Here is a 24767-nt window from a genome sequence, read left to right on the forward strand (position 1 = left end):
TTATATTTCTATGAATTTTTGTAAAAAACCAAATCGGTCTTTAAACAGATCGGATTTCTCATCAGAATAGTATTTTTCAACAATTCTGTAGTCGTACCGGTCAAATGTAGAGTCTATCGAGGCCAGGTTTTCATTGCTGATCTTTATTGTAATCTGGACCACTTCTTCAGACATAAAGCTTATAAACCCTCCATAAAACTTCGAGTTGTTGCTTTCTACGATATTGGTGATTTCCGTCATAGAATATTTTCTGGCAGGAGTTTCTACCGTAAGAATGGCTCCTGTTTCTGAAAATAAAGGATAACGGGAAAGGTCCTGGAAAACATCCTCACAGGTAATATACCCCAGATATTTTTCATTTTTATTAATCACCGGGATTATATTGCTGCTGAAAGTATAAAACAGACGGATACTGTCCATAATATTGCTGTCCTCCAGGATAGCAAACCGTTCAATCTGGTGTTCAAGATCCTTCAAGGTTCCACCATCTTCTTCATACAGAAAGTCCATTGCAAGAGCTCCGTAGAAGTGGTGGGATTTTTTGATAAAAACATGGGAATATCCAAAATCCTCCAATACATTTCTGGCCGACTCTATGGAGTCAGACAGGCTAAAACATGGAAAGTCTTTTGAGATATAGTCCTTGATAAACATTGTGCTAATTTATAAAAAATTAAATGAAACTTTTTCTGAAAACCCGACTTTTTTTAAGCTGAAACGAAAAAAATGCCATCAAAATTTGTTTGTAAAGAAAAAAAAAGTACCTTTGTCGCCTTTCATTTTTACTTTTTATTAGATTTATTTCAAACTGCACTGTCTACTAAGGACATATGCAGTTTTTTTATTTTAACGCTTTTGCAAATTCCCACATCACAATTCCGGCACATACACTTACATTCAGAGAATGCTTTGTTCCAAGTTGTGGAATTTCTAAAAATACATCAATATTAGGGAGAACTTCATCGCTTATTCCTTCCACCTCGTTGCCTAAAATCAATGCATATTTTTTCGATCTGTCAATCGTAAAATCAGTAATCAGTCGGCTGCCGGTAGTCTGCTCAATCCCGATGATTTCGTAGCCTTTGCTTTTCAGATCAGAAATCGCTGTATTGGTTTCTGCTTCATGAGACCAGTCTACACTTTCTGTTGCTCCCAATGCCGCCTTATGGATCTCGCGGTGGGGTGGTTGCGGTGTAATTCCGCAAAGAATGATTTTTTCAATTAAAAAGGCATCTGCCGTTCTGAAAGCTGCACCTACATTGTGCATACTTCTGATATTATCTAAAATGATGACCAACGGAATTTTTTCAACCTTCTTAAATGTTTCTACATCTATTCTGTTAAGTTCTTCCAGTTTTAGTTTCTGTACCAATTGTATTATTTTGTTGAGATTAATTTTCCGTCCTTATAGACCTCTGTTTTTTCTATGCTTCCGTCTTCACGGTAATGAACCCTGTTGCCGTTTCTCTTGTCGTTGGCAAGTTCAGTTTCACGCTGTAATTTTCCTGACGGATAAAACACTTTCCATTTTCCGGTCGCGAGGCCATTGTCATACTGGCCAATGTCTTTCACAGATTTTCCGTCTTCATGGAAAGTTTTGCTTTCACCCTGTAATTTATTGAATTTATAATTTGAAATTTCAGTTATTTTGCCGGCTGGAGAATAAAAGGTAGCCGTAAGACTGTTGTCATAAATATTTTTTTCTCCGTTTCTGAAAGCCTCTTTTGAAGTAAGTACTCCGTTCTTATCAAAATAAGACCATTCTTTTACTTTGAATCCTTTTTTATATTCTCCTTTAGACTGTATTTTTCCGTTATCATGGTAAAAAACAGCATCTCCGTCCAGCTTTCCTTTTTCCCATTCTACAGTATTTTTTACCTGTCCGTTGTCATAGAATTCTTTACAGGACCCTTCCTGCAATCCGTTTTTATATCCACAAGGTTTCTGTGCCGTAATCATGGCAGAAGTGGAAAAAAACAATAGAAACATGTACTTCATAGCTATTTTTATTTCAAAAATAGTAAAATACTTATATTTGACTCAAAAATATACTATGAAAAAATTATTCACATTATTCATACTGATGTTGGGATTTATGTGCCTGGAAGCACAAAATACGTATTATCCTCAAGCTTTTTTCGATAAAAAATTAGCCAGAGACATGCTGGGATTCGGAAATTCTACCATTGAAGGGGTTGCTTCCACAAAACAAAAAAACAACTGGGGAATCAAGCCTTTGCTTGGAGAAAAACATTATGCACCCAAAGGAACTGTTATCATGCTTTTTCCTGTAACGCCTTATTTCGAGGAATTTTATGACATGAGAAGGAAATATGAAAACAAAAAGACAACGGTGTATATGTCTGAAGAAGCTTTTAAATACAGAGTGGAAGCTTTAACGGATGATCACGGCAGATTTAAATTCGAAAAACTGAAACCGGGCAAATACTATCTTGAAACGATTGTAAACTTTACGGCGACAGCAAGTTATCAGCAGCAGACGGGAACTTCAAATGCTTATAACGGGTATGGAGCTTATCTGTATTCAACCCCGATATACAGTACGTTTTTCTATGGATATTCTGCCGCCAACAGGGAAAGCAAGTTTGTAGAGATAAAACAGGACGGTGAACTCAAAGAAATCAAGCTTTAAAAGCTTGATTTTTTATTTTCTGATCATAATCTGATGTACATTTTTCTCTATATTCTGCGCTAAGGTCTCCATAGGAATGTCATTTTCATCATTGTTGAAAGGATCTTCAATTTCTTCCGCAATCAGCTCAAGGCTCATTAAAACATAATAGACAAAAACGGTAAGCGGAATCATAAAAAGACCAATAGTGATCACATAAGCAATAGGCAGTGCAAAAACATATAGAATAATAAATTTCTTGATGAAAGAAGAATAGGAATAGGGGATTGGTGTGTTTTTAATTCTCTCACAGCCTCCGCATACATCCAGAAATCCTGAAAGTTGTGTATCTAAATACAGCATTTCAACTTCTGAAATTTTTCCTTCTTTTTTTAATTGATTCAGTTTATGGCTTAGCAGGATAATGATTTCACTTGGACCATGGTTTTTTAAAGAATTTTCAATTTCAGAATAATCTTCATCCAAAGCCAGCCTTGTAGATTCCTTAGAAAGGTGTTTGGCTAAAAAGTGAGGAAAATATTTTAAATATCTTGCAATCTGTTCAGCATCCTGTCGGTTGTCACCAAGAATAGTATTGATTTTTATCGCGAAATTTCTGGTGTCATTCACCAATTTTCCCCAAAGCTTCCGGCCTTCCCACCATCTATCGTAGGCCGTATTGGTCCTGAAAACCAATAAAAGAGAAAGAACGAAACCTAACAACGAGTGAATCATTCCCACATTACTGATTCCTGATTTTGAGGTAAGGTGCAGGTATTCCACTTCCAGATACTGAATTCCCCAGGAGTACAGCCCTATAAGAAGCATACTTGGAAAAAGTATTTTCAGCGTATCACTTTTGTGTAAACTGAAAAGTATTTTAAGGAAATGTTTGGTATTGTAGACTCTCATAAATTCGCTTATTATCACAAATATAATTTTTTCATCTGAGCTCTGCTAATAAAGTAAGGACATCTGAAGCTGGAAGAGGAAAGTTATTGACGCCGAAGAAGAGGTCTAAGGTTTCCATAAAAATATTTTTGTATAGTGATGTATAGACGTTTGCAGACAAATCTTAACTTCCAGGATTTCGCTTCCAGCTTCCAGTCCTTTTAATCTTAATTTTTGCAGGTATCAAAAAAACACTATTTTTATTTCGCATTAAATACCAAATACATGATCCTCGAAAACGTAGATATTGTAAATGATATCAGTAAAGAAGATTTTCAGAAGCATTATTTTAAAAAGCAAAAACCTCTTTTAATCAAGAATTTTGCCAGTCGATGGGGGGCTTTCGACAAATGGAATCTGGCTTATATCCGGGAGAAAGCGGGAGGTCAGGAAGTTCCGTTGTATGATAATAAGCCTGCGGATGCGGCTAAAAGCTCTGATGCTCCGGTAGCCCAGATGAAAATGAAGGAATATATTGATACCATAAAAAGCAAACCTTCAGATCTGCGTATCTTTTTCTATATCATCACAGACAGGCTTCCTGAGCTGCTGAAAAACTTCACCTATCCGGATCTTGGGATGAAGTTTTTTAAAAGGCTTCCAACATTATTCTTCGGGGGAAGTGAAGCTCATGTTTTAATGCATTATGATGTGGATTTGGGTGATTTTATGCATATCCACTTTGAAGGGAAAAAAAGGATTCTTTTGTTTGATCAGAAGCAGTCACCATTTTTATATAAAGTTCCTCTGTCGGTTCATACCATTTATGATGTGGATTATGAAAATCCTGATTATGAAAAGTTTCCGGCTTTACAATATGCGAGAGGGTACGAAATTTTTATGGAGCATGGTGATGCTCTCTTTATTCCAGGGGCTTTCTGGCATTTCAACAGATATCTGGAGCCGGGTTTTTCACTTTCATTAAGAGCGCTTCCCAATAAACCGAATGTCTTTGCCAATATGCTGTATCACGTTTTCATTATGAGATATACAGATAAACTCATGCGTAAACTTTTCAAAGCCAAATGGGTAAATTACAAGCAAAAATGGGCCTATAAGAAAAGTTCTGAGGCTTTGGATAAACATCTGAGGACAGGAAAATAGAGGAATCTGAAACACTCTTCACAGCTTATACAACTTAAATACCTTTATAAGATAACTAGACATTAAACAACCAATAGAAACATCTATCTTCTATCCTTGAGCTTCCCGCTTATTTATTAATCAATCCAAAGATCGTTGCATCTACAAATTTTCCCTTTTCAAAAAAATAATCTTTCAACGTTCCTTCTTTGCTGAAATTTAATGAAGACAGCAACTTTTCAGAAGAAATATTAGAAGGATCAATGAAAGCATCTACACGGTGAAGTCTCATGGTTTCAAATCCATAGGTCAGAATGGGAAGAATGGCTTCTTTCATATAAGACTGCTGCCAGAATTTTAGGTTGAGCTCATAGCCGATCTCAGCTCTGAAATGTTCCCTGTACCAGTTATGATAGCCACAGGTACCAATGACTTTTCCATTGGATTTCAGTTCCAAAGCCCAGCGGAATCCTTTCCCTTTTTCGAATTCACTGTTAAAGTGCTGAATAATGTGCCGGGAATCTTCTTCTGTTTTGAAGGTTTCCAGATCATAATATTCCATGACTTCATCCAGAGAAAAATACTCGAACAGGTCTTGGGTATCATCGAAAGTAAGCTGACGTAAGATAAGTCTTTCAGTCTCTAAGACAGGAAATTTCATGAATGATGTGATTTGATGGTGAAAATACGATTAATTACTGATAAAGAAAAGTATAGAACATTAACCCCCAAACAATTCTCTTACCCTGAATTTATTTTTCTAAATTTGGGGCTCATTTTTTACTATGGCAAAATCGAAGAAGGAAACCCCATTAATGACGCAGTACAATACCATCAAGGGTAAATACCCGGATGCACTTTTACTTTTCAGGGTAGGGGACTTTTATGAAACTTTTGGGCAGGATGCTGTGAAAACATCCCAGATCCTTGGCATTGTTCTTACCAAAAGAAATAATGGGGAAGGAAGTGTGGAACTGGCAGGATTTCCACACCATTCAATAGACTCTTATCTTCCGAAACTGGTAAGAGCGGGAATGCGGGTAGCGATCTGTGATCAGCTGGAAGATCCTAAAATGGTGAAAGGAATTGTAAAAAGAGGAGTCACCGAATTGGTTACACCGGGCGTTACCTTCAATGATCAGGTTTTAAATTCAAAAAAGAATAATTTCCTGCTTTCTTTACACAAAGAAAAAGAGAAATATGGAATCGCTTTAGTGGATATCTCTACCGGAGAGTTTCTGGTAAGCGAAGGAAACCTGGAAAAGCTGCTTCATATTGTCAATACTTTTGATCCCAGCGAGATTATTTATCAGAGAAGTGTACAGATTCCGGAACAGATTAAGAATAAAAGTGCCTTTAAACTGGAAGACTGGGCTTTCCAATATAATTTTGCTTACGAAAAATTAACTAATCACTTTAAAACCAATTCTTTAAAAGGATTTGGAGTAGAAAACCTTCCGTTGGCTATTACTGCAGCAGGAGCTATTTTTGCGTATCTGGTAGAAGATACCCACCATAATCTGCTGGCCCATATTACAAAACTTCAGATCATTCCACAGGAAGATTATCTGATGATGGATAATTTTACCCTGAGAAACCTTGAAATTGTTTATCCCAGTAACCCACAGGGAAAATCGCTGCTGGATATCATTGATAAAACCTCTACTCCGATGGGAGGAAGGCTTTTGAGAAGAAGAATTATTCTCCCGTTAAAATCTGTGGATGAGATTATGAGAAGGCTTTCTCTGATTGATTTCTTAAACGAAAATGATCCTCTGAAATATGAGATCTGCCAGCTTCTGAAGTCAATTTCCGATCTTGACCGCTTGATGGGAAAACTGGCAGCAGAGAAAATTTCACCTAAAGAGTTGGGATATCTTCGCCAAAGTTTAATCAATATCCACAAGATCAAAGCGTTATTGCATCCTCATGCGGATGTGTTGGCTTGGCTGGAACCTTTGTTTGATCTTGAAGAATTGATCAAGTTCCTTCAGAATCATCTTAATGAAGAACTTCCGGTGAGTATTGCCAAAGGAAATATCATTAAAGAAGGGGTTTCTGAAGAATTGGACAGACTGAGAAATCTACAGAATAAAGGACGTGGGTTCCTTGACGAAATGTGCCAGAGGGAAATTGAAAGAACAGGTATTACAAGCCTTAAAATTGATTTTAATAACGTTTTCGGATACTATATAGAAGTTCGGAATACACATAAAGATAAAGTTCCGGATGATTGGGTAAGAAAGCAGACGCTGGTGAATGCTGAAAGATACATTACCGAAGAATTAAAGGAATATGAAAGCCAGATTCTGGGTGCCGAAGAAAAAATAGGAGTTCTGGAAACCTCGCTGTACAGAAATTTATGTGCAGAAACCATGGTTTATATTGATCAGATCCAAGGAAACTCCAATATTATTGCACAGCTTGATGTGGCTGCCGGACTCTCTGAACTGGCTGTTTCTGAGAGTTATACAAAGCCTGTTTTAAATGACGGCTATGCTATCGATTTAAAAGAAGCCAGACACCCGATCATTGAGAATGCATTGCCGTTGGGAGAAAAGTATATTCCGAATGATATCTTCCTGGATAAAGATTCCCAGCAGATTATCATGGTGACAGGACCGAACATGGCCGGTAAATCCGCAATTCTGCGTCAGACGGCTATTGTTTGTCTTTTGGCTCAGATCGGAAGTTTTGTACCTGCAAAACATGCTGAAATAGGAATGCTGGATAAGATCTTCACAAGGGTAGGGGCTACAGACAATATTTCTGCAGGTGAATCAACTTTCATGGTAGAAATGAACGAAGCCGCCAATATTCTGAACAATATTTCAGAGCGAAGCCTTATTTTGCTGGATGAAATCGGTCGTGGAACTTCCACTTATGACGGAGTTTCTATTGCATGGGCGATTGCAGAATATCTTCATCAGCATCCAACGCAATCCAAGACTTTATTTGCCACGCATTATCATGAGCTGAATGAAATGACAGTCAATTTTGAAAGGGTGAAAAACTTTCATGTTTCTATTCAGGAAAACAAAGGGAATATCATTTTCCTGAGAAAACTGATCCCGGGTGGAAGCGAGCACAGTTTCGGTATTCATGTGGCAAAACTAGCCGGAATGCCTGCCAAAGTAGTCAACAGAGCAAATGAAATTCTTAAAACACTTGAGGCGAGCAGAACGCAGGGAAGTGGAGGTACTTCTGAAAGCATCAAAAGAGTAACTGAAGAAAATATGCAGCTCTCCTTCTTCCAGCTGGATGATCCTGTTCTGGAAAATATCCGTGAGGAGCTGACGAAAATAGATATTAATACATTGACTCCTATTGAAGCTTTAATGAAGCTGAATGCAATAAAAAAAATGATTGGAGGTTAATCCAATCATTTTTTTTAATAATGTTAAAAATTTGATTAGCAGCAATAGCCGTCTTTACCCCTTGGGCCGATAATAAGGAAGTGACTTACTCCTCTTAGCTTGCATAAACCTTCTGCGCAGGCTGCTATACCTCCGTTGATTTCTTTAAGCTTGGCTTTGGTGAGTTTTTTTCTTGTGTTGAGGTTTGAATTTTTCATATTTTCCAAGTTTATATTGTATAACTTGGTTAACAGCAAAATCCATCCTGCATGCCAGGCACTCCTGAGCGTTCTTCTCCGGTGTGAGGATCTGTGCAGCTTATTACTCTTGGGCAGATGGGTCTGCTGGCTCCTCCACTGATTTCCTTAAGCTCATTTTTACTAAGCTTTCTTTTTTGATTCTTTGAATTTTTCATAATAATTTGAATTTGGTAAAAGCTAATTTACAAGTTATTTTAATATTTGCAAAATATTGTGAGTCAAATTGTTAACTTTTTTTTATTGAAATCCTATTTCACAAAAAAGATTGAGGGAGGTGCCTCAATCTTTATTATTTAACAAAGCTTTTTGCTATTAACAGCATCTTCCTTTGGTGTCACATGAGCCTATAGTCATTTCACCGTCAATATTGCAGAAACAAGTTCCCGGGCAAAGGGGGCCGCTGCCTCCATTGATTTGTTTCAATTCACTTTTTGTCAATTTTCTTTTTTGAATGTTTGATTTTTTCATGATAATTTTAGTTTTGATTTGATTTCTTGAAATTTTTTTGATTAGCAACAGAATCCGTCTTTTCCTACAAGACCCGGAACCATTTCTCCTGAATCAGGATGTGTACAGAACCCTCGAAGGCATCTTGGAGGAAGTGCTCCACCATTAATTTCTTTTAGTTCGCTTTTGGAAAGCTTTCTCTTTTGAGTTTTTGATTTTTTCATGGTAATTTAGTTTTTGATTCTACTCAAATATACAAAATCATCTATATAATTCTACCACTTGTGAAAAAATTAACATATCTGTGTATGAAAATAAAAAGAGCGCCTTAAGCGCTCTGTGTTTTATAAATGATTGTATTCGTAAGTATTAACCTCACTGTTTGTTATGCCGGTTCCTGTCTTATTATAATAGGTTCTGACATTCTTCGTTGGATATCCGCTGTCATTATATTCGTAAGTGGATTTAAAGATTCCCCATTCTGCACCTGTTCCGTTATTATAGTTAAGGACATTATTATAGCTTAGGATATTGTGAATAGATCCATTTTCATCTTCAGTATCAATAATTTTTAAAAATCCTGTAATGTTTTTAAAAGGAATATTCTTAGTATCATACACAATAGGCTGTAAAGTACCTGTTGCACTGTGAAATCCTCCGGTGTTAGAAGGTACTGAAGCTGTTTCTGTCCAGCTGTTCAGGGAACCGTCAGCATTTAATGTTGCTGTTTTGCTGCCTGTTCTCATGGCTGGTGACCCTGTAAAGTTTGCTGTATAAGTAATTTTTACACTATTGCTTGAAAGATAAGTATAATTGGTTTCTACTGTTGAAACGGCTCCGGATGAAAGAGAATTCTCAATATATACTTTTTTGCTCAATCTGCTGCTTCCATCATAAGTATATGTTGTTTTATAGCTTGTGCTTGAACCGGTTGTTACCTGCTGAGTAATCAAATCTCCCGAATAACTGAAGGAAGTAACTTCACCATTAGTGATGTTTTTAATCTGAGCGATTTTTGATCCATTATAAGTATACGTTGAAGTTTCTCCGTCAGCAACCATTTTCGTTACCAAAACCGGACTGCTATCATTGTTGTTTCCGTTGTTGTTAGGTGAATCATTATCATCGTTACTGCTGGAGCATGATGCCAAAAAGAATATTGGCAGAAGCAAATAAGTTTTTTTCATGGTTTTAATTTTTTAAGGCTGTAAAAGTATTAAAAAATTTATCCATGATAAAAATAAATTGTTCATTTGTATATAATTTATGAAATAGGTAAAATTTATTTTTTTGTACATTGTTGAATTGTAGTATTTTATAATTTTAATATGAAGAATTTAATAAAGATATTGGCTGTATTTATATTTTGTACGGTTTTTAAAGCCCAGCAGACTGAAGTTTCTGTGATAAAATATGAAGATCTGGAAAAGCGGATCCAGCAGGAAAAAGACAAATTATTGGTTGTCAACTTCTGGTCAACCACCTGTGGGCCATGCGTAAAAGAGCTTCCTCACTTTATGGAAGTGAATGCTGAGTTTTCGGGTAATCAGAAATTTAAAATGATTTTGGTTTCACTGGACAGGCTGGCGGATAAAGAAAGAGTATTGAAATTCATTAAAAATAAAAATCTTAGTGCTGAGGTTCTTCTGCTGGATGATATCAAAAGAATGAATACTTGGATTCCAAAGTTTGAAAAAGACTGGGATGGAAATATTCCTGTAACGTTGTTCTATAAAAATGGGGTGAAAGTTCATTTCAATGATGGTGAAATGAGCAAAACAGACCTTGAAAAAAGAATTAAAGAAAATCTACAATAAATAATCGATTATGAAAAACCTGAAAATTTTAATGACCGCATTCATCGTTGGGCTGGGATTACTAAGCTTTACAACGACGGGTCACGATAAAAACAAAACTCAGAAAGAGAATGTTTCTGCAAAAGGCTACGAAGTAGGAGATGAAGCAGCTGATTTTAAGCTTAAAAATATTGATGGCAAAATGGTTTCTTTAAGCGATTTTAAGAGTGCAAAAGGATTCATTGTTGTATTTACATGCAATCACTGCCCGTACGCCAAGAAATATGAAGACAGAATTATTGAGCTGGATAAAAAATATAAAGCTCAAGGCTACCCGGTAATCGCGATTAACCCTAATGATCCTAATGTACAGCCTGAAGACGGCTTCCAGCAGATGATTGAAAGAGCAAAGCAGAAAGGCTTTACTTTTCCGTATCTGGTAGATGAAGGGCAGAAAATTTATCCGCAGTACGGAGCTACAAAGACCCCTCATGTTTTTGTCCTTAAGAAAGAAAACGGAAAGAATATCGTGAAATATATTGGCGCTATCGACAATAATTATGATAATCCGAATGATGTATCCGAATATTATGCTCAGGATGCTGTAAATGCTCTGATCAAAGGAGAACCGGTAAAAATGACTAAAACGGTAGCTATAGGATGTACAATTAAAGTAAAGAAATAATATATTTGCTCATATAAAAATAAAATCGGTGTTCCTTGAATACCGATTTTTTATGCCTAATCCCTTTTGAAATGAAATTACAATTCAGCCTGAAATATCTCCTTTTGACCGTATTTATCTTTCTTGTAGAAGTATTGATTGCCACTAAACTGAGCCATATTTTCTTCGTAAGAGCTTATCTTGGGGATGTTATTGTGGTAATGCTTATTTATACTTTTGTAAAGAGTTTTGTAAAAGTAAATAATGAGAAACTGATTCTGGGAATCCTTATTTTTTCCTTTTTGATAGAATTTGCACAGTATTTCCATATTGCGGAAAAATTAGGCTTCCGTCCTGGAAGCCTGATGTATATTGTTATCGGTAATTCTTTTTCATGGATTGATAATCTTTGCTATGCCATAGGCTGTCTGCTGCTCTATATTTTCATGAGAATGACAAAAAGTGAAGGCGTAATCTCGACTCCCTAATCCCTGCAACCTAACACCTATCTTCCAAAACTATCGTACTTATCCTCTGCGTACTTGGTAAAACGGTTCAATAAAGCAACATTTTCCTTTTCCATTGGAGAAAGATCATTGTCTACATTGCTTGAAACCGGAATGTACCAGTCTGTTTGTTCAAAGAAATTTCTGTAGGTTTCTTTTTTAAATGAGTAGCCATGTCTTGCAAATACGGAGTTTTTGATGATCTCAAGATCAAGCTTTCTTAAGTTTTTAAGATCCTTTTCCGTAAGCTTCTGTTTGGATGCATTCAGTTTGAATATGGCTTCTGAAGCAACGCGGTTTTTAGACGTTTTATAGCTTTCTGTTTTTCCGGTTTCTTCATCTGTATATTTTTCGGTAAACTCTTTAGGATTGGACCAGTCTACCAGATCAGAATCCTTATCCAGCATAAAGTTGGGATTATAAACAAACTCTTTTTTAGTCAGTTTAAGTGTTTTTGACGGGGCTTTAACTGCTGTTTTATCAAAAGCATTCCACTTTCCGGTTAAACTGTCTGCTTTCAGCTTTACTTCAAACCTTCCGTCTGTTTTGTCATTTCCCGGTTCATCCAGTACAAAAGATGTTGTAGCTTCATTGAAAACTCCTCTGAACGGACGCTGATTACCATTAACGATACTTTGTCCATAGACGCTGTCTTTGGTAATTCTGTTGATCTTTAAAGAAATTCTTTTATAATTGCTGACATCATATTCTGAACCATCTGTCTGGTCAACTGCTTTTTCCATTCCGGCAAATTCCCCTGTATAAATTCCGTAATATTCCTGATGAACTTCGGGGATTACAACAGAGTCTTTTTTTGCGGTCAGAGAATCTTTCCCCGATTCATTGGTCTTTCCCTCTTTTTTACAGCTTGCCAAACAAACTGCCAGTAAAGAAATCAAAGTGTAATTTACAATTTTCATAGATGTTTTTTTGTGATTAAATATTCAATAATAAGGATATTGGGAATCCAGCCCAGCCAGGCAATGATCTGATACACATCCATTGGATTGGGATGAAATAAATATACAATAATTACTTTCCACATTCTCAGGGTAATGGCCGATAATGTAAAAGCAAAGCTCCGCCACATCCATTGCTTGTGCTCTTTGAACCTTTTCTGTCTTGCCAGCTGATAAGCTTTAAACGTTGAAAACCACCATAAAAAGCCTAAAATAACAAAAGAAATCTTGGATAAAAGACCTCCGTTGGCAAATATCCCCATATAAATTCCTGAAGGGGCAGCGAAGATCAGAATGAGAAAAATATACACTTTTCCCATATTGTGATGAAAGTTTTTTAATCCAAAATTCAGTCTGAGGATAGCCAGAAACCCTGAAAGAAGGACAAAAATACTTGTATAAACGTGAGTATAGAAAAAGATAAGATATTCAGGCCTATCTACAACTTCCGTCTGTTTGATCATCAGAAAACTGACTTCAGGATTAAAAGGAATATATTCTAAGGTAATTTTCAGCATCAGCCAAAAGAAATACCCAAATCCTATGATAAGAAGGATTTTAAAGAAAACTGCAGTATTTCTTTTGGCTGATAACATGCTAATTATTCAAAATTAACAGTGAAAGGAAATCTATAGGGAACTGATACTGGTTTTCCATCACGTTCCCCCGGGATCCACTTTGTTTTCATTGATTTCAAGACTCTTTTAACCTCTTTGTTAAGATCTTGATTATTTCCTGTCACAACAATCTGTTCTATTTCGCCCTGGGTATTGATAATGAATTGTGCATTGGCTAGCCCTTTTTCATTTTTAGAACTTGTTATTCTATTTGTTTTAATTTCCTTGGTAACATCCTGTACAAACACTTGGATTCCTCCCGGATATTGTGCAGGTTTTCGTTCTGAAGTTTTTTCTTTAAAAATGCCATGTTCGGGAAGAGTATATTTCTGTGAGAAGGCAAGACCAAATCCAAGGTATAAAATAAATGCGAATATTTTTTTCATGTATTTAGTTCATTAAGGTTAGGATTAGTTTTTTAAATACTTAGGCCCATCGGCATGGTAAATTTGGTTTTAACCGGTTGTCCGTTTATAGTACCGGGCTTCCATTTTTTCTTTAATTTCTTCATAATACGATCCATTTCTTTATTCAGAATAGGACTATTGCCCGTTGTAGAAATTGAGCTAATACTTCCATCAGGATTAACATCAAAAGTCGTTACAGATTTAAATGTTCCAGGAGAGTTCGAAAATTTAGAAATATCCATTTCACTGCTTATATGCTTTCTTATGGCTGCCATTCCACCTGGAAATTCTGGAGCAATAGATATAGTATCATCTACTTTATGCTCGTCTTTATTTATCTCTGACGAAGGAGATGGTGATTGCTGCTCTTCTTTTTGTGTTGTTTGGGAAAAGGCAAACTGAGCTCCTAACAGTAAAATCAGTATTGATATTTTTTTCATGATTTGGTTTTTAGTTTATTTATTTTCAAAGAAATCGATAACGAGTTCATTGAACAGTTCCGGTTTTTCTTCAGGAACATAATGGCTCGCATTTGGAATAATAGCCAGTTGTCCCTTAGGAATAGATTCTGCTATTTTTACCGTATGTTCTGTTTTTATCAAATCTTTATCTCCAGCAATAATCAATGACGGACACTGAATTTTTTTCAGATCTTCATATTGCCAGTTCGGATATTTAAGGTCAAGATTCAAAAGGTCTATGAAAATATCATTTTTATGGTCTTTATTCTCTTTAGTAAAGCTGGCGAGCATTTCTTTCATGGATTTTAACTCATCATCTTTTACTCCCTCCGGAAAAATATTGGCTCCGGAACATGCAATTTTATCTACCATGTGAGGATATTTCATTGCCATGGATAAAGCAAGAATTCCGCCATCACTCCAGCCCAGAATCTTTGTTTTTTTGATGTTGAGCTTCTCTAAGAATTGCTTAAGATCCTCTGTCTGAATGTCAAAGGTAAGTTCTTTCGTTTTGTCATAAGTAGATTTTCCACGCTCACGGCAATCTACAATGATGACTTTATATTTCTTGGCAAATGTATCCTTTTGGTTCATAAAAGCACTGATAGATTGGCCATTGCCATGAAGCATAAGTACAGGTTCTCCCTCGCCATAGATTTCGTAATATAATTTAATACCATTCACCTCCATAAATTTTCCATCCGGCATGGAACCTATAATGCCCTGACCTTTTATCAGCAATGATTTATTACCACTGAATGGCTTGTAATCTGAAGCTCCAACCGTAAAATGTTTTACATGAGTTATTCTCTGCGAATGGATTCCTTCAAACCAGGCATTTGATGCAGCAATATCTTTCTCAAAACCTGAATTTTCTAACGGAATTTCAATCCATTTTTTTGACTTTGCATCGTTGACTTCCAACTTGAAATCGTCAAAATAAAAATCTCCATTATCTTGTGCAAAAGCTCCAATATTGATTGTTTGTGCATTGGGATTGATGATTCCTTTTATTTCATATGTTTTCCATTCATTAGTGACTTTTATTCCATAATATTGATTTTCAAAAAAACCGTTAGATCCGTCTTTATTGTCTATTCTGCACCATAGACCGCAGTTGGAACTGCTATCTTTATTGTCTTTTCGGATTTTTGCCGTTACCCGGAAATTCCAGTTTTGTTTATTCTCTATATTTAGGGCTTGTGTAAATGCAGTCCAGTTAGAAACAATAGATCTTTCCTGGCCATATCCTAACAACAGCCAAAACAGAAGAGGGAAGACGAAATTTTTTTTCATTGATATAGTTTTTAGTAAAAATAGTGTTTTTTACAAATTGTTGAGATCCTGTGCAATCAACCATCCTTCACTCCAGCATGCCTGGAAATTGAAACCGCCAGTCACGGCATCTATATTCAGAACTTCTCCGGCAATATAGAAATTAGGAAGTAATTTTGAAGACATGTTTTTAAAGTTAATTTCCTTTAAATCAACACCTCCCGCTGTCACAAATTCATCTTTAAAAGTTGATTTTCCGGTCACCTGAAACTTCTTTTTGCAGAGATTTTCAAGGATTTTCTGCATTTCTTTTCCGGAAATATTAGCAACCTGTTTGTTGAGGTCAACTTTTGAAATATCTAAAATTTTCTGCCAGAATCTATTGGTTATATCAAAGATCTTAGACTGTCCGATGGTCTTTTTAGGATTACTTTGTTTAAAATTATGGAAGATTTCCTCAGCCTCATCCAATTCTATCGAAATAAAATTAACCTCAATTTCAAAGTTATATTTAAGTTTTGCCAGACTTATGGCTTCCCATGCAGAAATTTTCAAAACAGCGGGTCCGGAAAGTCCCCAATGCGTAATAAGTAAAGGTCCGCTTTCTTCAGTTTTGAGTTTAGGAATAGAAATTCCTGCATTTTCAAAGCTTGTTCCCGGAAGGTCTTTCAGCAATTCATCTTTAATATTGAAAGTAAAAAGGGAGGGGACAAGGTCTATAATCTTATGACCCAGACTTTCAACCATTTTTAAAGACTTGGGAGAACTTCCGGTTGTATATACGATATAATCCGCCTCAAAATCCCCTGAATTGGTTTTAACGAGATATTTTTCATCCTGCTTTTCAATCTCTTTTACCGTACATTTTGTTTTTATAGAGACATTTTTCTTTTGCGCTTCATTCAGAAAAGTATTGATGATGGTCTGAGAAGAGTTGCTTTCAGGAAAAGTTCTGTTATCGTTTTCAATTTTCAATGGAACATTGCGCTGGTCAAACCATTCCATTGTATCGCCAGGCTGAAATTTGCTGAAAACACTTAACAGTTCCTTATTTCCACGAGGATAAAACTGAACAAGTTCTCTTGGATCAAAGCATGCGTGAGTTACGTTACAACGTCCGCCTCCGGAAATTTTAACTTTCTGAAGGACATCCGAGTTCTGTTCTAAAATCGTAATTGTATATTTCTTTTCGTCAAGATTGGATGCACAGAAAAAGCCTGCAGCACCGCCTCCGATAATAATGATCTGTTTCATGTATATGTAATCCTATGCGGAAGATTATTTTTTCAAAAGTACAATTTTTATAAACCATCTTATTTGAGTATTTTTGAAGATTATAATTTTAACGAGACCAAAAATGATTTTCTACCATAAATTTGAAGTGCGATGGAGCGATCTTGATGCTAATAAGCACTTAGCCAATTCATCATATGTACAGTATTGTGCGCAAGCCAGAATGGCTTTTATGACTAAAGAGAAAATGGGGGTTACCCAGCTCAGCAGATGGGGAATTGGTCCTGTTATCCTGCACGAAAGATATTCTTTCTTCAAAGAAATCTATGCAGATCAGATTGTCATTGTAAGTGTGGAAATAGACGGATGTGCAGAAGATTCTTCTATTTATCGTTTCGTGCACAAATTCTATACACCCGATGGAATGCACTGTGCCACTGCAGAAGCTACAGGAGTATGGATTGATATGATGCTTAGAAAAATGACCACTCCGCCGGATGATGTAGTGGAAGCAATGAATAAATATAAAAGCCCGGAAACGGTTGTATTATCGAAAGAAGATTTCAAAAAATTTCCTTTCCACCCACACAATATCGACCCTGCAGAAATTAATATATAAATGATGAATGACGATTGATTGATGATGTTGATAAAAATATTACATTCTTGATCTATCAATTATCATTTATCAATGATCACTTATAAATAGAAATCATGTTTGAAGATAAATCACAGGAGCTGACGCCCATTTCAAAATTAGGAGAATTCGGTCTTATTAAGCATTTGACAGAGCATTTTCCGCTATCCAATGAATCTTCTGAGCTTGGAGTAGGAGATGATGCAGCGGTTATCAATCCTGATAACAAGAAAGTAGTTCTTACAACAGATGTACTGGCGGAAGGAGTACATTTCAATCTGGGGTATGTACCGTTGAAGCACTTAGGATATAAGGCTGTAGTCGTAAACCTTAGTGATATTGCAGCAATGAATGCAACTCCTACACAAATATTGGTTTCCCTTGCGGTTTCCAACCGTTTTCCGGTGGAAGCTTTAGAAGAAATCTATTCCGGAATTCAGGCTGCTTGCGGAAGATATAAAGTTGACCTGATCGGAGGAGATACTACAAGCTCCAATTCAGGGCTGGTGATGAGTATTACCGCTGTAGGAATTGAAAATGAGGAAAATATCATAAAAAGAAGCGGAGCAAAACCTAATGATCTTCTTGTGGTAACCGGAGATTTGGGTGGTGCTTATATGGGATTACAGATTCTGGAAAGAGAACATGCTGTATATCTTGCAGATCCGAACATGCAGCCGGAAATGGAAGGCTACGATTATATCCTGGAAAGACAGCTGAAACCTGAAGCAAGAACAGACGTTAAAACGATTCTGGAAGAACTGGATATAAAACCAACCTCTATGATTGATATTTCGGATGGCCTGGCTTCCGAAATCCTTCACCTTTCAGATCAGTCAAAAGTAGGATTCAGATTGTATGAAGAAAAAATACCATTAGACAGTCTTACGATCTCTACCGCGGATGAAATGAACCTGAATCCGGTAATGACTGCTTTAAGCGGTGGTGAAGATTATGAACTTCTATTCACGATTTCGCCAGATGATTTTGATAAAATTAAAAATCACCCGGATTTTACCATCATAGGACATGCCGTAGAAAAAGAAGAAGGAAACTTTATGGTGGCAAGAGGATCTAACCAGTTGGTGGCACTTACTGCTCAGGGTTGGGATGCTTTTTTAAACCAATAAAACCGAAAAATTATATTTAATTTTAAATATTGTAAGAGAACCGCAGCACTTTTTTTGCTGTGGTTTTTGTTTATAGTTAATTACTTTACCATACAGTGATGATTACACCCGAAAAAGAAATCCCGGTTCACCATCTGACTTCCGAAGAATTTCAGATGAGTACGCTGAGTGCGGCAGGCCCAGAGAATTTTCATGATGTTCACCGGCACAATTTTTTTGAAATTATCTGGTTCAGGAAGGTGTATGAAAACAGTCGTTTGGAACTGGATTTTGAAAGCTACAAACTTGAAAACAATCAGATCTGTATCATTGCACCAGGACAGGCATTCAATATGAAACTGGAAGGAGAGGTGGGATATGTCATGGCAATAAGCAGGGAGATCTTCAACGAAGCCTGTGATATAGAATCGGTACTTACGGGTGGTGAGCTCCCCTTTTTTTTAAATCCGGAAAATGAAAAAACCTGCAGTACCATTATATCACTGATTGAGCAGGAATATAAAGCCACATCAAGGACGGAACTTTTAAAGGCATACCTGAAAGCATTTTGTATCATTATTGGAGAACAAATTCACCCTCAGGAACCTTTATTGAATGACCGTCAGCGTATTCAGGAACTGGTGGGACTTATTGAGAGAAATTATATAGTGCATAAAGAAACAAGCTTCTACGCTGAGCAGTTAAAGATAAGTACTCATCATCTTAATGATATTGTGCGCCTTTCGAGAGGTACGACCGTTAAGAAAATGATTTCCCAGCGTCTTATCTTAGAAGCCAAAAGAGAACTTAGCTTTGGAGCTCTCACGGTAAAAGAGATTGCTTTTAAACTCGGTTTTAACGATGCTTCATATTTTTCAAGGTTTTTCAAGAAACATACTAGCCAGAATCCTGACAATTTTAAGAATAATGAAAAAAGATAATCCTCAAAATTTACTGTAATGATGAGCTTAAAATAATATTTTTCATTTATTACTGTATTTGAATCTTCATTTTGTCCTATACTTCCTTCAGTTCTTTTATTGAAATATGATGCTTTTTACAGCAACTTTGCAGCTGAAAAACCGCCTGTGAAGGCTTATATTATTTATGAAGAAGAATTTGAATATTGTAGTGTTTATTCTTGCACTACTCAACACGCTAGAGTCGCTAAGTATAGATCTTTATCTTCCCGCTTTCCCAAGTATGGCGAAGATTTTTAATACAGATATCGGACATATCCAGGTGTCTATTTCTGTGTTCTTTGCGGGGTTTGCTTTCGGGCAGCTTTTATGGGGGCCTTTATCCGACAAAAAAGGACGAAAACCCATGCTGTATTGCGGACTTTTACTTTTTATTATAGGAGCTGCGGCCATCTATTTTACCTCAGATATTTATGTTTTATGGGCAATGCGTTTCTTGCAGGCGTTCGGAGGAAGTGCAGGGATTGTAATTGGCAGAGCGATCATTATTGATCTTTATGATAAACAGAAATCGGTAACGATCTTTTCCCAGCAGTCTCAGATCAGTGGTATCGCTCCCATTGTGGCTCCGCTATTGGGAAGTGTTTTCCTTAAATTCTGGGGCTGGAACAGTTCCTTTGCCTTTTTATGCATCATGGGACTGATCACATTTTTCATGGTATACAAATATGTACCGGAAACCAACAACAGAATCAACCTTTCTGATGATGAAATTGCGGACGAAAAAGGATTAAAAGACCAGCTGAAAATGATCATTTCCAACAAAGATTTTATCAACAGTACAATGGTAGGAAGTATTGCGTTTGCATCCCTTATTATCTACATTTCGAATGCACCGTTTCTATTCATGGAGATCCATGGATTTTCGAGCAGCACATTTAGTTTTATATTTGCTTTTAATTCTCTGGCATTGATAATGGCAGCTTATATTACCCCTAAGCTGATCAAGAGAATAAGCAATTCAGCATTGTTATTTACGGCCACCATTGTATTACTGGTTGTATGTTCCCTTCATATTCTGATTGCCGCTGAAAACATTTCTGTAGCCCTGGAAATTGCAATGCTTTATCTTTCATTACTGGCCATTGGTATTTTATTTCCTATTACATCTGCCCATGCGCTGTCTCCGTTTAAAGAAGGAAGGGGAACAGCGGCGGCTTTACTTGGATTCATGCAGTTGATGGTTACATTCTTAATATCAGCATTACTGGGTTTTTTAGAAGCAGATTCTATCATTCCAATGGTGGTAACACGTTCTGGAATGGCATTGATTGCCGTGTGGTTCGGGTATCGCATTTTTAAAACTCAAAAAAGAGAAAGCTTACCTGCCAGTTCTAGTCCGGAAACTCATCCTCTTATTTGATCCTGTTGTCATACTATCCGGGCACTTAATCAAGTAATTTTTGTGAAAAATAACCAAAGGGTTCTCTTTGCATAAAATTTAAAATATGAAAAGAACCCTTTCGACAGTTTTATGCTGTTTATTGCCATTAGGATATTGGGTAAATGCACAATCCGGGCTCTCTGCGGAGTTGAAAACAGAATATATTCCGGGCTCAAACTATATCCGCCCTGAAGACAGTACAAAGACAAATTCTAAAAGTGATTTTAAAAGAATAGATCTTAACCTGAGTATTCCTTTATCTGTAAAAAAAGATACCGACGGAAAAGTAAGATCATGGTCGATGTTATTGAGCGGATCTTATGCGAAGATGACGCATAAAAATTATGGAACCCAATTATTTCCGGATGAGATGCTGAATGCGCAGGTCGGTGTACAGCACATGAGACCTTTAGGCAAAAAGTGGAGCATAATGATGACTGCATCCGTGGGAGTGTATACAGACCTTGAAAGAGTTAGTTTTGATGACGTACTGGGACAGGGAGGTATATTGTTTATCAGACATTTCAATCCCAACCTTTCTCTGGGTGGAGGGCCTGTGCTTACCACTGCATTCGGAGTTCCGATGATTTTACCATGGATCTATTTTGACTGGAAGACCAACGGGAAAATTAAATTCAACATCAATTTCCCACAAGGGATGGAAGCCGGTTATCTGTTTTCAGATAAATTTGCTTTAAAAGCTGTTGTAGATCTTAACGGGATGACGGCAGAGAGAAATGTAGGCGGAAAATCTATACTTTTGGGTTATCAGCAGATCACTGCAGGACTCAGACCGGAATTAAAAATCAATGACAATCTTACATTGCGTCTCACGGGTGGAACAGCAATACTGAGAAGTTTCAACGAAAATGACCGAAAGATCAAAAGTATTTTCAGAGACAAAAAAGTAGCAGATCCAAGGTTTGCAAGTACATTCTACGCTGCTGTATCACTGCGCTGGAATCTGCCCTAATAAAAAATAACTGGAATCTGAGAAGATAAAACACTGAGTACAATGAAAGAATAATTCATTCATTCATTGTACTTTATAACCCCAGCTTCAGGATTCTCTCTTCCAGCTATTTACTTATCAATTTCTTATACACCACCTGATTAAGTAATTCTTCTTTCCGGGTTCGGGAAATAGGAAGCTCAATTTTATTAATGAAAAGACGTCCTCCCGAGATCATATCAATATGGGTAATATTGATGAGGTAAGATTTGTGAATCCTGAAAAAATGATCCGAAGGAAGAGATTCCTCAATCGCCTTCATCGTCTGATGAATAGTCAGTGACTTGTCTTTAAAATGAAGTCTGGTGTAATTCTGCATACTTTCAATATATAAAATATCTACCCAGGAAACCTTAATAAAGGAGTCGGACTGTCTCACATACAGAAAAGGATCATCCAGAGGTGTATTCTTTTTCAATTTTTCACTGATGATAAACTGTTGCTGGGCCTTATTTACAGCCTGATAAAAACGGTTGAAAGCAATAGGTTTCAAAAGATAATCTACTACCTGCAGACGGAATCCCTCCAAAGCATATTCAGAATAGGCTGTGGTAAGAATACACAAAGGCGGATTTTCCAGCTGTTCCAGAAATTCAAGACCAGTAAGATAGGGCATGTTGATATCCAGAAAAAGAAGATCTATTTGGTTTTCCTTTACTTTGGTGTCTGCTTCCAGTGCTGTAGCGCATGTATCTTCAACTGATAAAAAATCAATTTGACCGGCCAGTTCTTTAAGATGAAATCTTGCAAGAGGTTCATCATCTATAATCAGGCATTTCATTTTAGGAATATTAGAGCTCATGATAGTCAGATAAAGTGAGAGTTAAGGTGATTTTGAAGATATGATGATCTGATTCAATTTTTAAATCATGAGAATCAGGGTATTGCAGCTTTAAACGTTTTTTTACATTCTGAAGACCAATTCCGCTGGCTCCGTCTTTCTTTTTATGGGTAGCTATCTCGGAATAGGAATTTTCAACATAGAAAGAAAGAGTATTGTCTTTTTCTTTGCAGGAGATTTTCACATACCCTTTATGCCCGGGAAGTCTGCAGACATATTTAAAGGCATTTTCAATAAAAGGAACCAGCAGTAAAGGAGCAATAAAAGCTTTTCTGTTATCAATTTCCCAGGAAGCCTTTACCCCGAGCTCATTTCCCCATCTTAATTTTTCTACCTCTACAAGATTCTGAAGGTATTCTATCTCTTTATATAAAGGAACCAAAGGCTGGTTACAATGATACAGCTGATACCGCAGAATATCTGAAAATTTCATCAGTAAAAAATCTGCAAGCTGCGTGTCCGTTTTCATCAGAATATGAATGTGGTTCAGAATATTGAATACCACATGCGGATTGATCTGATCCTGTAGAAGCTTGAGCTGGTTTTCAAGATGAGCCTGCTGAAGGAGAATATGGTCACGTTCTATTCTTCCGTGTTCTTTATAAAATTTTATGCCACATGCCACTCCGGTAATAAGAAAGGAGGCTGGTAAAGACATATAAAAGCCCTGCCATAAAATAGGCAGCTGATCTGAAAAACTCTGTGGAAGAGGGTTTTTGGGAGTGACTTCAAGATAAGTAAAAATAACAGCGAAGATCAGGCTCAATACGAAAATAACAATGACTGCCTGTATCAGAAACTGGTTCATCTTTTTTTCCCGTAAGGCTTTTGATAGAAGCTTATTGGTTAAAAAATGGGTGAATGTAAAAGAAGAGGCTGTAATGATAATAGCCTGAATAACAGCAAGATATTTTTCTGTAGAGATCTGAATATTGCACCACAATACAATAGCAAGAGTAAGCCAGAATATAAAAGTAAATACGTATTCTTTGAAAACAAAAGATTTTGTCATAGAACTGGAAATAGGTTGATAAAAAAATAGAAACTGCAGGGAAACAGTTTCTAATGGTAAAGATAATTTAAGTTTTTTAGAACAGGAAATAACCTATTCCAAGGGAAAAACTATGGGGTTTGGACTTAAACTCTTTACTGATGCTTGAAAGACCTGTTTCATACCTGAGATCTGCCGTGAAGTTTTTATAATCTACCCCGATACCTCCAGTAATTCCAATATTGGATTTGTCGAATTTTCTAAAACCTTCCTGTAAAGCCCCAGAAGAAGATAAGTTATTGTTAAAAGCATAGCTGTAAACACCTCCTGCAAATGCTCTTACATTAAAATCATCGGCTTTAATGAATTTATATCCTACGACTACAGGAATATCAATAGCGTTCCATGAAAGTTTTGAAGAGCTTCCGTCTTGGGATTGATATGATGTTTTTCTTTTGTTGAACAGAGCCTCTCCCTGTACATATAGTCTTCCGATATCCATTCTTGTCATTACTCCTGCCTGATAACCGAATCCGTATTTCCCTTCTAAGGAAGAAGATTCCGTTGAGGTTTTGGTAAAATTTGCTCCTCCCTTTACTCCGATGTGAAAAGCCGGGGTCTGCTGTGCTTTCGTTTCTATGGTGCAGGAGATGCACAATAATAGTGAGCTCAGCGCTAAAAATTGCTGCTTCATAAATTAAGTGTTGTTAAAAATCTGTTGCAAAACAACAATTATGAAGTATGGGATAAAATTTTATTTGATGAACGGTAAAGATACTTTGACAAGAATCTGTTTTAGGGTGAAAAATAAAACCGAAAGTATCACTACTTCCGGTTTGCTATTACTAATACGGTTGTTCTTCACAGATCGAAGGTGGATTACATCCGCCGCCGCCAGGGGTTCCGCCGCCTACAAAGATGCATTGTCCCGGATTTCCGTCTTCATACATTTCACATGCATATCCCCAGGCACATTGGCAGTCGTCCTGACAATTATAAGAGTTGCCTCCCATATGGCAGCCGTCTATTCCGCTGCCCAGAATTGCAGATAAGTCCTTTCTCAAAAGTTTTTTCATTGTTTTCATGATTAATTTGGTATTAAATGTTATTGTTTAAAATTGTACATCCTTGTAAATATAATAAAATTGTCTTAATGGATTGTAAAT

General features: G+C 36.6%; 31 protein-coding genes. 11 read left to right on the forward strand and 20 right to left on the reverse strand.

Going from position 1 to position 24767, the window contains the following annotated elements; genetic code table 11:
- The 3 genes from FW781_RS10760 to FW781_RS10770 form a co-directional block, all read right to left on the reverse strand.
- Complete coding sequence (locus FW781_RS10760; RefSeq protein WP_149387441.1) at positions 1-654, reverse strand: CBS domain-containing protein; 654 nt, start codon at positions 652-654, stop codon at positions 1-3.
- Between the two features lie 187 nt (positions 655-841).
- On the reverse strand, positions 842-1372 hold the full coding sequence (locus FW781_RS10765; protein ID WP_149387442.1) for an RNA methyltransferase: 531 nt from the start codon (positions 1370-1372) through the stop codon (positions 842-844).
- 5 nt (positions 1373-1377) lie between these two features.
- The gene (locus FW781_RS10770; protein WP_228720183.1) at positions 1378-1989 is read right to left on the reverse strand and encodes a toxin-antitoxin system YwqK family antitoxin; all 612 of its coding nucleotides are present in this window, start codon (positions 1987-1989) and stop codon (positions 1378-1380) included.
- A 64-nt stretch (positions 1990-2053) separates the two neighbouring features.
- On the opposite strand from FW781_RS10770, the gene FW781_RS10775 reads away from it, so the two are divergent.
- Positions 2054-2653 (forward strand): hypothetical protein, encoded by a 600-nt coding sequence (locus FW781_RS10775; RefSeq protein WP_228720184.1) that lies wholly within the window; start codon positions 2054-2056, stop codon positions 2651-2653.
- Between the two features lie 12 nt (positions 2654-2665).
- Here FW781_RS10775 and FW781_RS10780 read toward each other — a convergent pair whose 3' ends face one another.
- Positions 2666-3544 carry a bestrophin family protein gene (locus FW781_RS10780; RefSeq protein WP_149387815.1) on the reverse strand — a complete coding sequence of 293 codons (879 nt, stop codon included), beginning with the start codon at positions 3542-3544 and terminating at the stop codon, positions 2666-2668.
- A 264-nt stretch (positions 3545-3808) separates the two neighbouring features.
- Between FW781_RS10780 and FW781_RS10785 the strand changes: the two genes are divergently transcribed.
- Positions 3809-4687: a cupin-like domain-containing protein gene (locus FW781_RS10785; protein ID WP_149387445.1), complete on the forward strand. Its 879-nt coding sequence runs from the start codon at positions 3809-3811 to the stop codon at positions 4685-4687.
- A gap of 109 nt (positions 4688-4796) precedes the next feature.
- Here FW781_RS10785 and FW781_RS10790 read toward each other — a convergent pair whose 3' ends face one another.
- Positions 4797-5327, reverse strand: a complete 531-nt coding sequence (locus tag FW781_RS10790) for a GNAT family N-acetyltransferase (RefSeq protein WP_149387446.1) — start codon at positions 5325-5327, stop codon at positions 4797-4799.
- 124 nt (positions 5328-5451) lie between these two features.
- Between FW781_RS10790 and mutS the strand changes: the two genes are divergently transcribed.
- Positions 5452-8043 (forward strand): DNA mismatch repair protein MutS, encoded by a 2592-nt coding sequence (mutS, locus tag FW781_RS10795; RefSeq protein WP_149387447.1) that lies wholly within the window; start codon positions 5452-5454, stop codon positions 8041-8043.
- 35 nt (positions 8044-8078) lie between these two features.
- Here the strand turns inward: mutS and FW781_RS22420 are convergent, their stop codons facing one another.
- The 5 genes from FW781_RS22420 to FW781_RS10810 form a co-directional block, all read right to left on the reverse strand.
- Positions 8079-8240, reverse strand: a complete 162-nt coding sequence (locus tag FW781_RS22420) for a hypothetical protein (protein WP_172625707.1) — start codon at positions 8238-8240, stop codon at positions 8079-8081.
- Between the two features lie 29 nt (positions 8241-8269).
- Positions 8270-8437 carry a bacteriocin gene (locus FW781_RS10800; protein WP_149387448.1) on the reverse strand — a complete coding sequence of 56 codons (168 nt, stop codon included), beginning with the start codon at positions 8435-8437 and terminating at the stop codon, positions 8270-8272.
- A 157-nt stretch (positions 8438-8594) separates the two neighbouring features.
- Entirely contained in the window at positions 8595-8750 is a 156-nt protein-coding gene (locus FW781_RS10805) for a bacteriocin (RefSeq protein ID WP_139348445.1), read from the reverse strand.
- A 41-nt stretch (positions 8751-8791) separates the two neighbouring features.
- Positions 8792-8953 carry a hypothetical protein gene (locus tag FW781_RS22425; protein ID WP_172625708.1) on the reverse strand — a complete coding sequence of 54 codons (162 nt, stop codon included), beginning with the start codon at positions 8951-8953 and terminating at the stop codon, positions 8792-8794.
- 120 nt (positions 8954-9073) lie between these two features.
- On the reverse strand, positions 9074-9916 hold the full coding sequence (locus tag FW781_RS10810; protein ID WP_149387449.1) for a hypothetical protein: 843 nt from the start codon (positions 9914-9916) through the stop codon (positions 9074-9076).
- Between the two features lie 141 nt (positions 9917-10057).
- On the opposite strand from FW781_RS10810, the gene FW781_RS10815 reads away from it, so the two are divergent.
- The 3 genes from FW781_RS10815 to FW781_RS10825 all read left to right on the forward strand — a co-directional run bounded on the left by FW781_RS10815 (position 10058) and on the right by FW781_RS10825 (position 11677).
- Positions 10058-10546 (forward strand): TlpA family protein disulfide reductase, encoded by a 489-nt coding sequence (locus FW781_RS10815; RefSeq protein ID WP_149387450.1) that lies wholly within the window; start codon positions 10058-10060, stop codon positions 10544-10546.
- A gap of 10 nt (positions 10547-10556) precedes the next feature.
- On the forward strand, positions 10557-11210 hold the full coding sequence (locus FW781_RS10820; protein ID WP_149387451.1) for a thioredoxin family protein: 654 nt from the start codon (positions 10557-10559) through the stop codon (positions 11208-11210).
- A gap of 71 nt (positions 11211-11281) precedes the next feature.
- Positions 11282-11677, forward strand: coding sequence for a ribosomal maturation YjgA family protein (locus tag FW781_RS10825; RefSeq protein ID WP_149387452.1), 396 nt, complete (start codon positions 11282-11284; stop codon positions 11675-11677).
- Positions 11678-11694: 17 nt separating this feature from the next.
- Here the strand turns inward: FW781_RS10825 and FW781_RS10830 are convergent, their stop codons facing one another.
- From FW781_RS10830 to FW781_RS10855, 6 genes are read right to left on the reverse strand one after another with little or no spacing between them, the layout of a single operon-like run.
- Entirely contained in the window at positions 11695-12615 is a 921-nt protein-coding gene (locus FW781_RS10830) for a YARHG domain-containing protein (protein WP_149387453.1), read from the reverse strand.
- Entirely contained in the window at positions 12612-13250 is a 639-nt protein-coding gene (locus FW781_RS10835; protein ID WP_149387454.1) for a DUF2306 domain-containing protein, read from the reverse strand. Before FW781_RS10835 ends, FW781_RS10830 begins: the two co-directional genes overlap by 4 nt.
- A gap of 5 nt (positions 13251-13255) precedes the next feature.
- Complete coding sequence (locus FW781_RS10840; protein WP_149387455.1) at positions 13256-13657, reverse strand: energy transducer TonB; 402 nt, start codon at positions 13655-13657, stop codon at positions 13256-13258.
- A gap of 32 nt (positions 13658-13689) precedes the next feature.
- Positions 13690-14118 (reverse strand): energy transducer TonB, encoded by a 429-nt coding sequence (locus tag FW781_RS10845; protein WP_149387456.1) that lies wholly within the window; start codon positions 14116-14118, stop codon positions 13690-13692.
- A 15-nt stretch (positions 14119-14133) separates the two neighbouring features.
- Positions 14134-15435, reverse strand: coding sequence for an alpha/beta fold hydrolase (locus tag FW781_RS10850; RefSeq protein ID WP_149387457.1), 1302 nt, complete (start codon positions 15433-15435; stop codon positions 14134-14136).
- A 30-nt stretch (positions 15436-15465) separates the two neighbouring features.
- The gene (locus FW781_RS10855) at positions 15466-16668 is read right to left on the reverse strand and encodes a BaiN/RdsA family NAD(P)/FAD-dependent oxidoreductase (protein WP_149387458.1); all 1203 of its coding nucleotides are present in this window, start codon (positions 16666-16668) and stop codon (positions 15466-15468) included.
- A 103-nt stretch (positions 16669-16771) separates the two neighbouring features.
- Between FW781_RS10855 and FW781_RS10860 the strand changes: the two genes are divergently transcribed.
- From FW781_RS10860 to FW781_RS10880, 5 genes are all read left to right on the forward strand, one after another.
- Complete coding sequence (locus FW781_RS10860; protein ID WP_047422103.1) at positions 16772-17266, forward strand: acyl-CoA thioesterase; 495 nt, start codon at positions 16772-16774, stop codon at positions 17264-17266.
- A 95-nt stretch (positions 17267-17361) separates the two neighbouring features.
- Complete coding sequence (gene thiL / locus FW781_RS10865; RefSeq protein WP_149387459.1) at positions 17362-18414, forward strand: thiamine-phosphate kinase; 1053 nt, start codon at positions 17362-17364, stop codon at positions 18412-18414.
- A gap of 98 nt (positions 18415-18512) precedes the next feature.
- The gene (locus tag FW781_RS10870) at positions 18513-19334 is read left to right on the forward strand and encodes a helix-turn-helix domain-containing protein (RefSeq protein WP_149387460.1); all 822 of its coding nucleotides are present in this window, start codon (positions 18513-18515) and stop codon (positions 19332-19334) included.
- Between the two features lie 166 nt (positions 19335-19500).
- Complete coding sequence (locus tag FW781_RS10875) at positions 19501-20736, forward strand: multidrug effflux MFS transporter (RefSeq protein WP_149387461.1); 1236 nt, start codon at positions 19501-19503, stop codon at positions 20734-20736.
- 85 nt (positions 20737-20821) lie between these two features.
- Positions 20822-21730, forward strand: coding sequence for a DUF6268 family outer membrane beta-barrel protein (locus tag FW781_RS10880; protein ID WP_149387462.1), 909 nt, complete (start codon positions 20822-20824; stop codon positions 21728-21730).
- A 106-nt stretch (positions 21731-21836) separates the two neighbouring features.
- Here FW781_RS10880 and FW781_RS10885 read toward each other — a convergent pair whose 3' ends face one another.
- The 4 genes from FW781_RS10885 to FW781_RS10900 all read right to left on the reverse strand — a co-directional run bounded on the left by FW781_RS10885 (position 21837) and on the right by FW781_RS10900 (position 24677).
- Positions 21837-22571: a LytR/AlgR family response regulator transcription factor gene (locus FW781_RS10885; protein WP_149387463.1), complete on the reverse strand. Its 735-nt coding sequence runs from the start codon at positions 22569-22571 to the stop codon at positions 21837-21839.
- Positions 22561-23622: a sensor histidine kinase gene (locus FW781_RS10890; protein ID WP_149387464.1), complete on the reverse strand. Its 1062-nt coding sequence runs from the start codon at positions 23620-23622 to the stop codon at positions 22561-22563. Before FW781_RS10890 ends, FW781_RS10885 begins: the two co-directional genes overlap by 11 nt.
- 76 nt (positions 23623-23698) lie before the next feature.
- Positions 23699-24295: a porin family protein gene (locus FW781_RS10895; protein ID WP_149387465.1), complete on the reverse strand. Its 597-nt coding sequence runs from the start codon at positions 24293-24295 to the stop codon at positions 23699-23701.
- Between the two features lie 151 nt (positions 24296-24446).
- Positions 24447-24677, reverse strand: a complete 231-nt coding sequence (locus tag FW781_RS10900) for a hypothetical protein (RefSeq protein WP_149387466.1) — start codon at positions 24675-24677, stop codon at positions 24447-24449.
- Positions 24678-24767 lie beyond the last annotated feature (90 nt).

The organism is Chryseobacterium panacisoli (assembly GCF_008274625.1).
Classification (GTDB): Bacteria; Bacteroidota; Bacteroidia; order Flavobacteriales; family Weeksellaceae; genus Chryseobacterium; species Chryseobacterium panacisoli.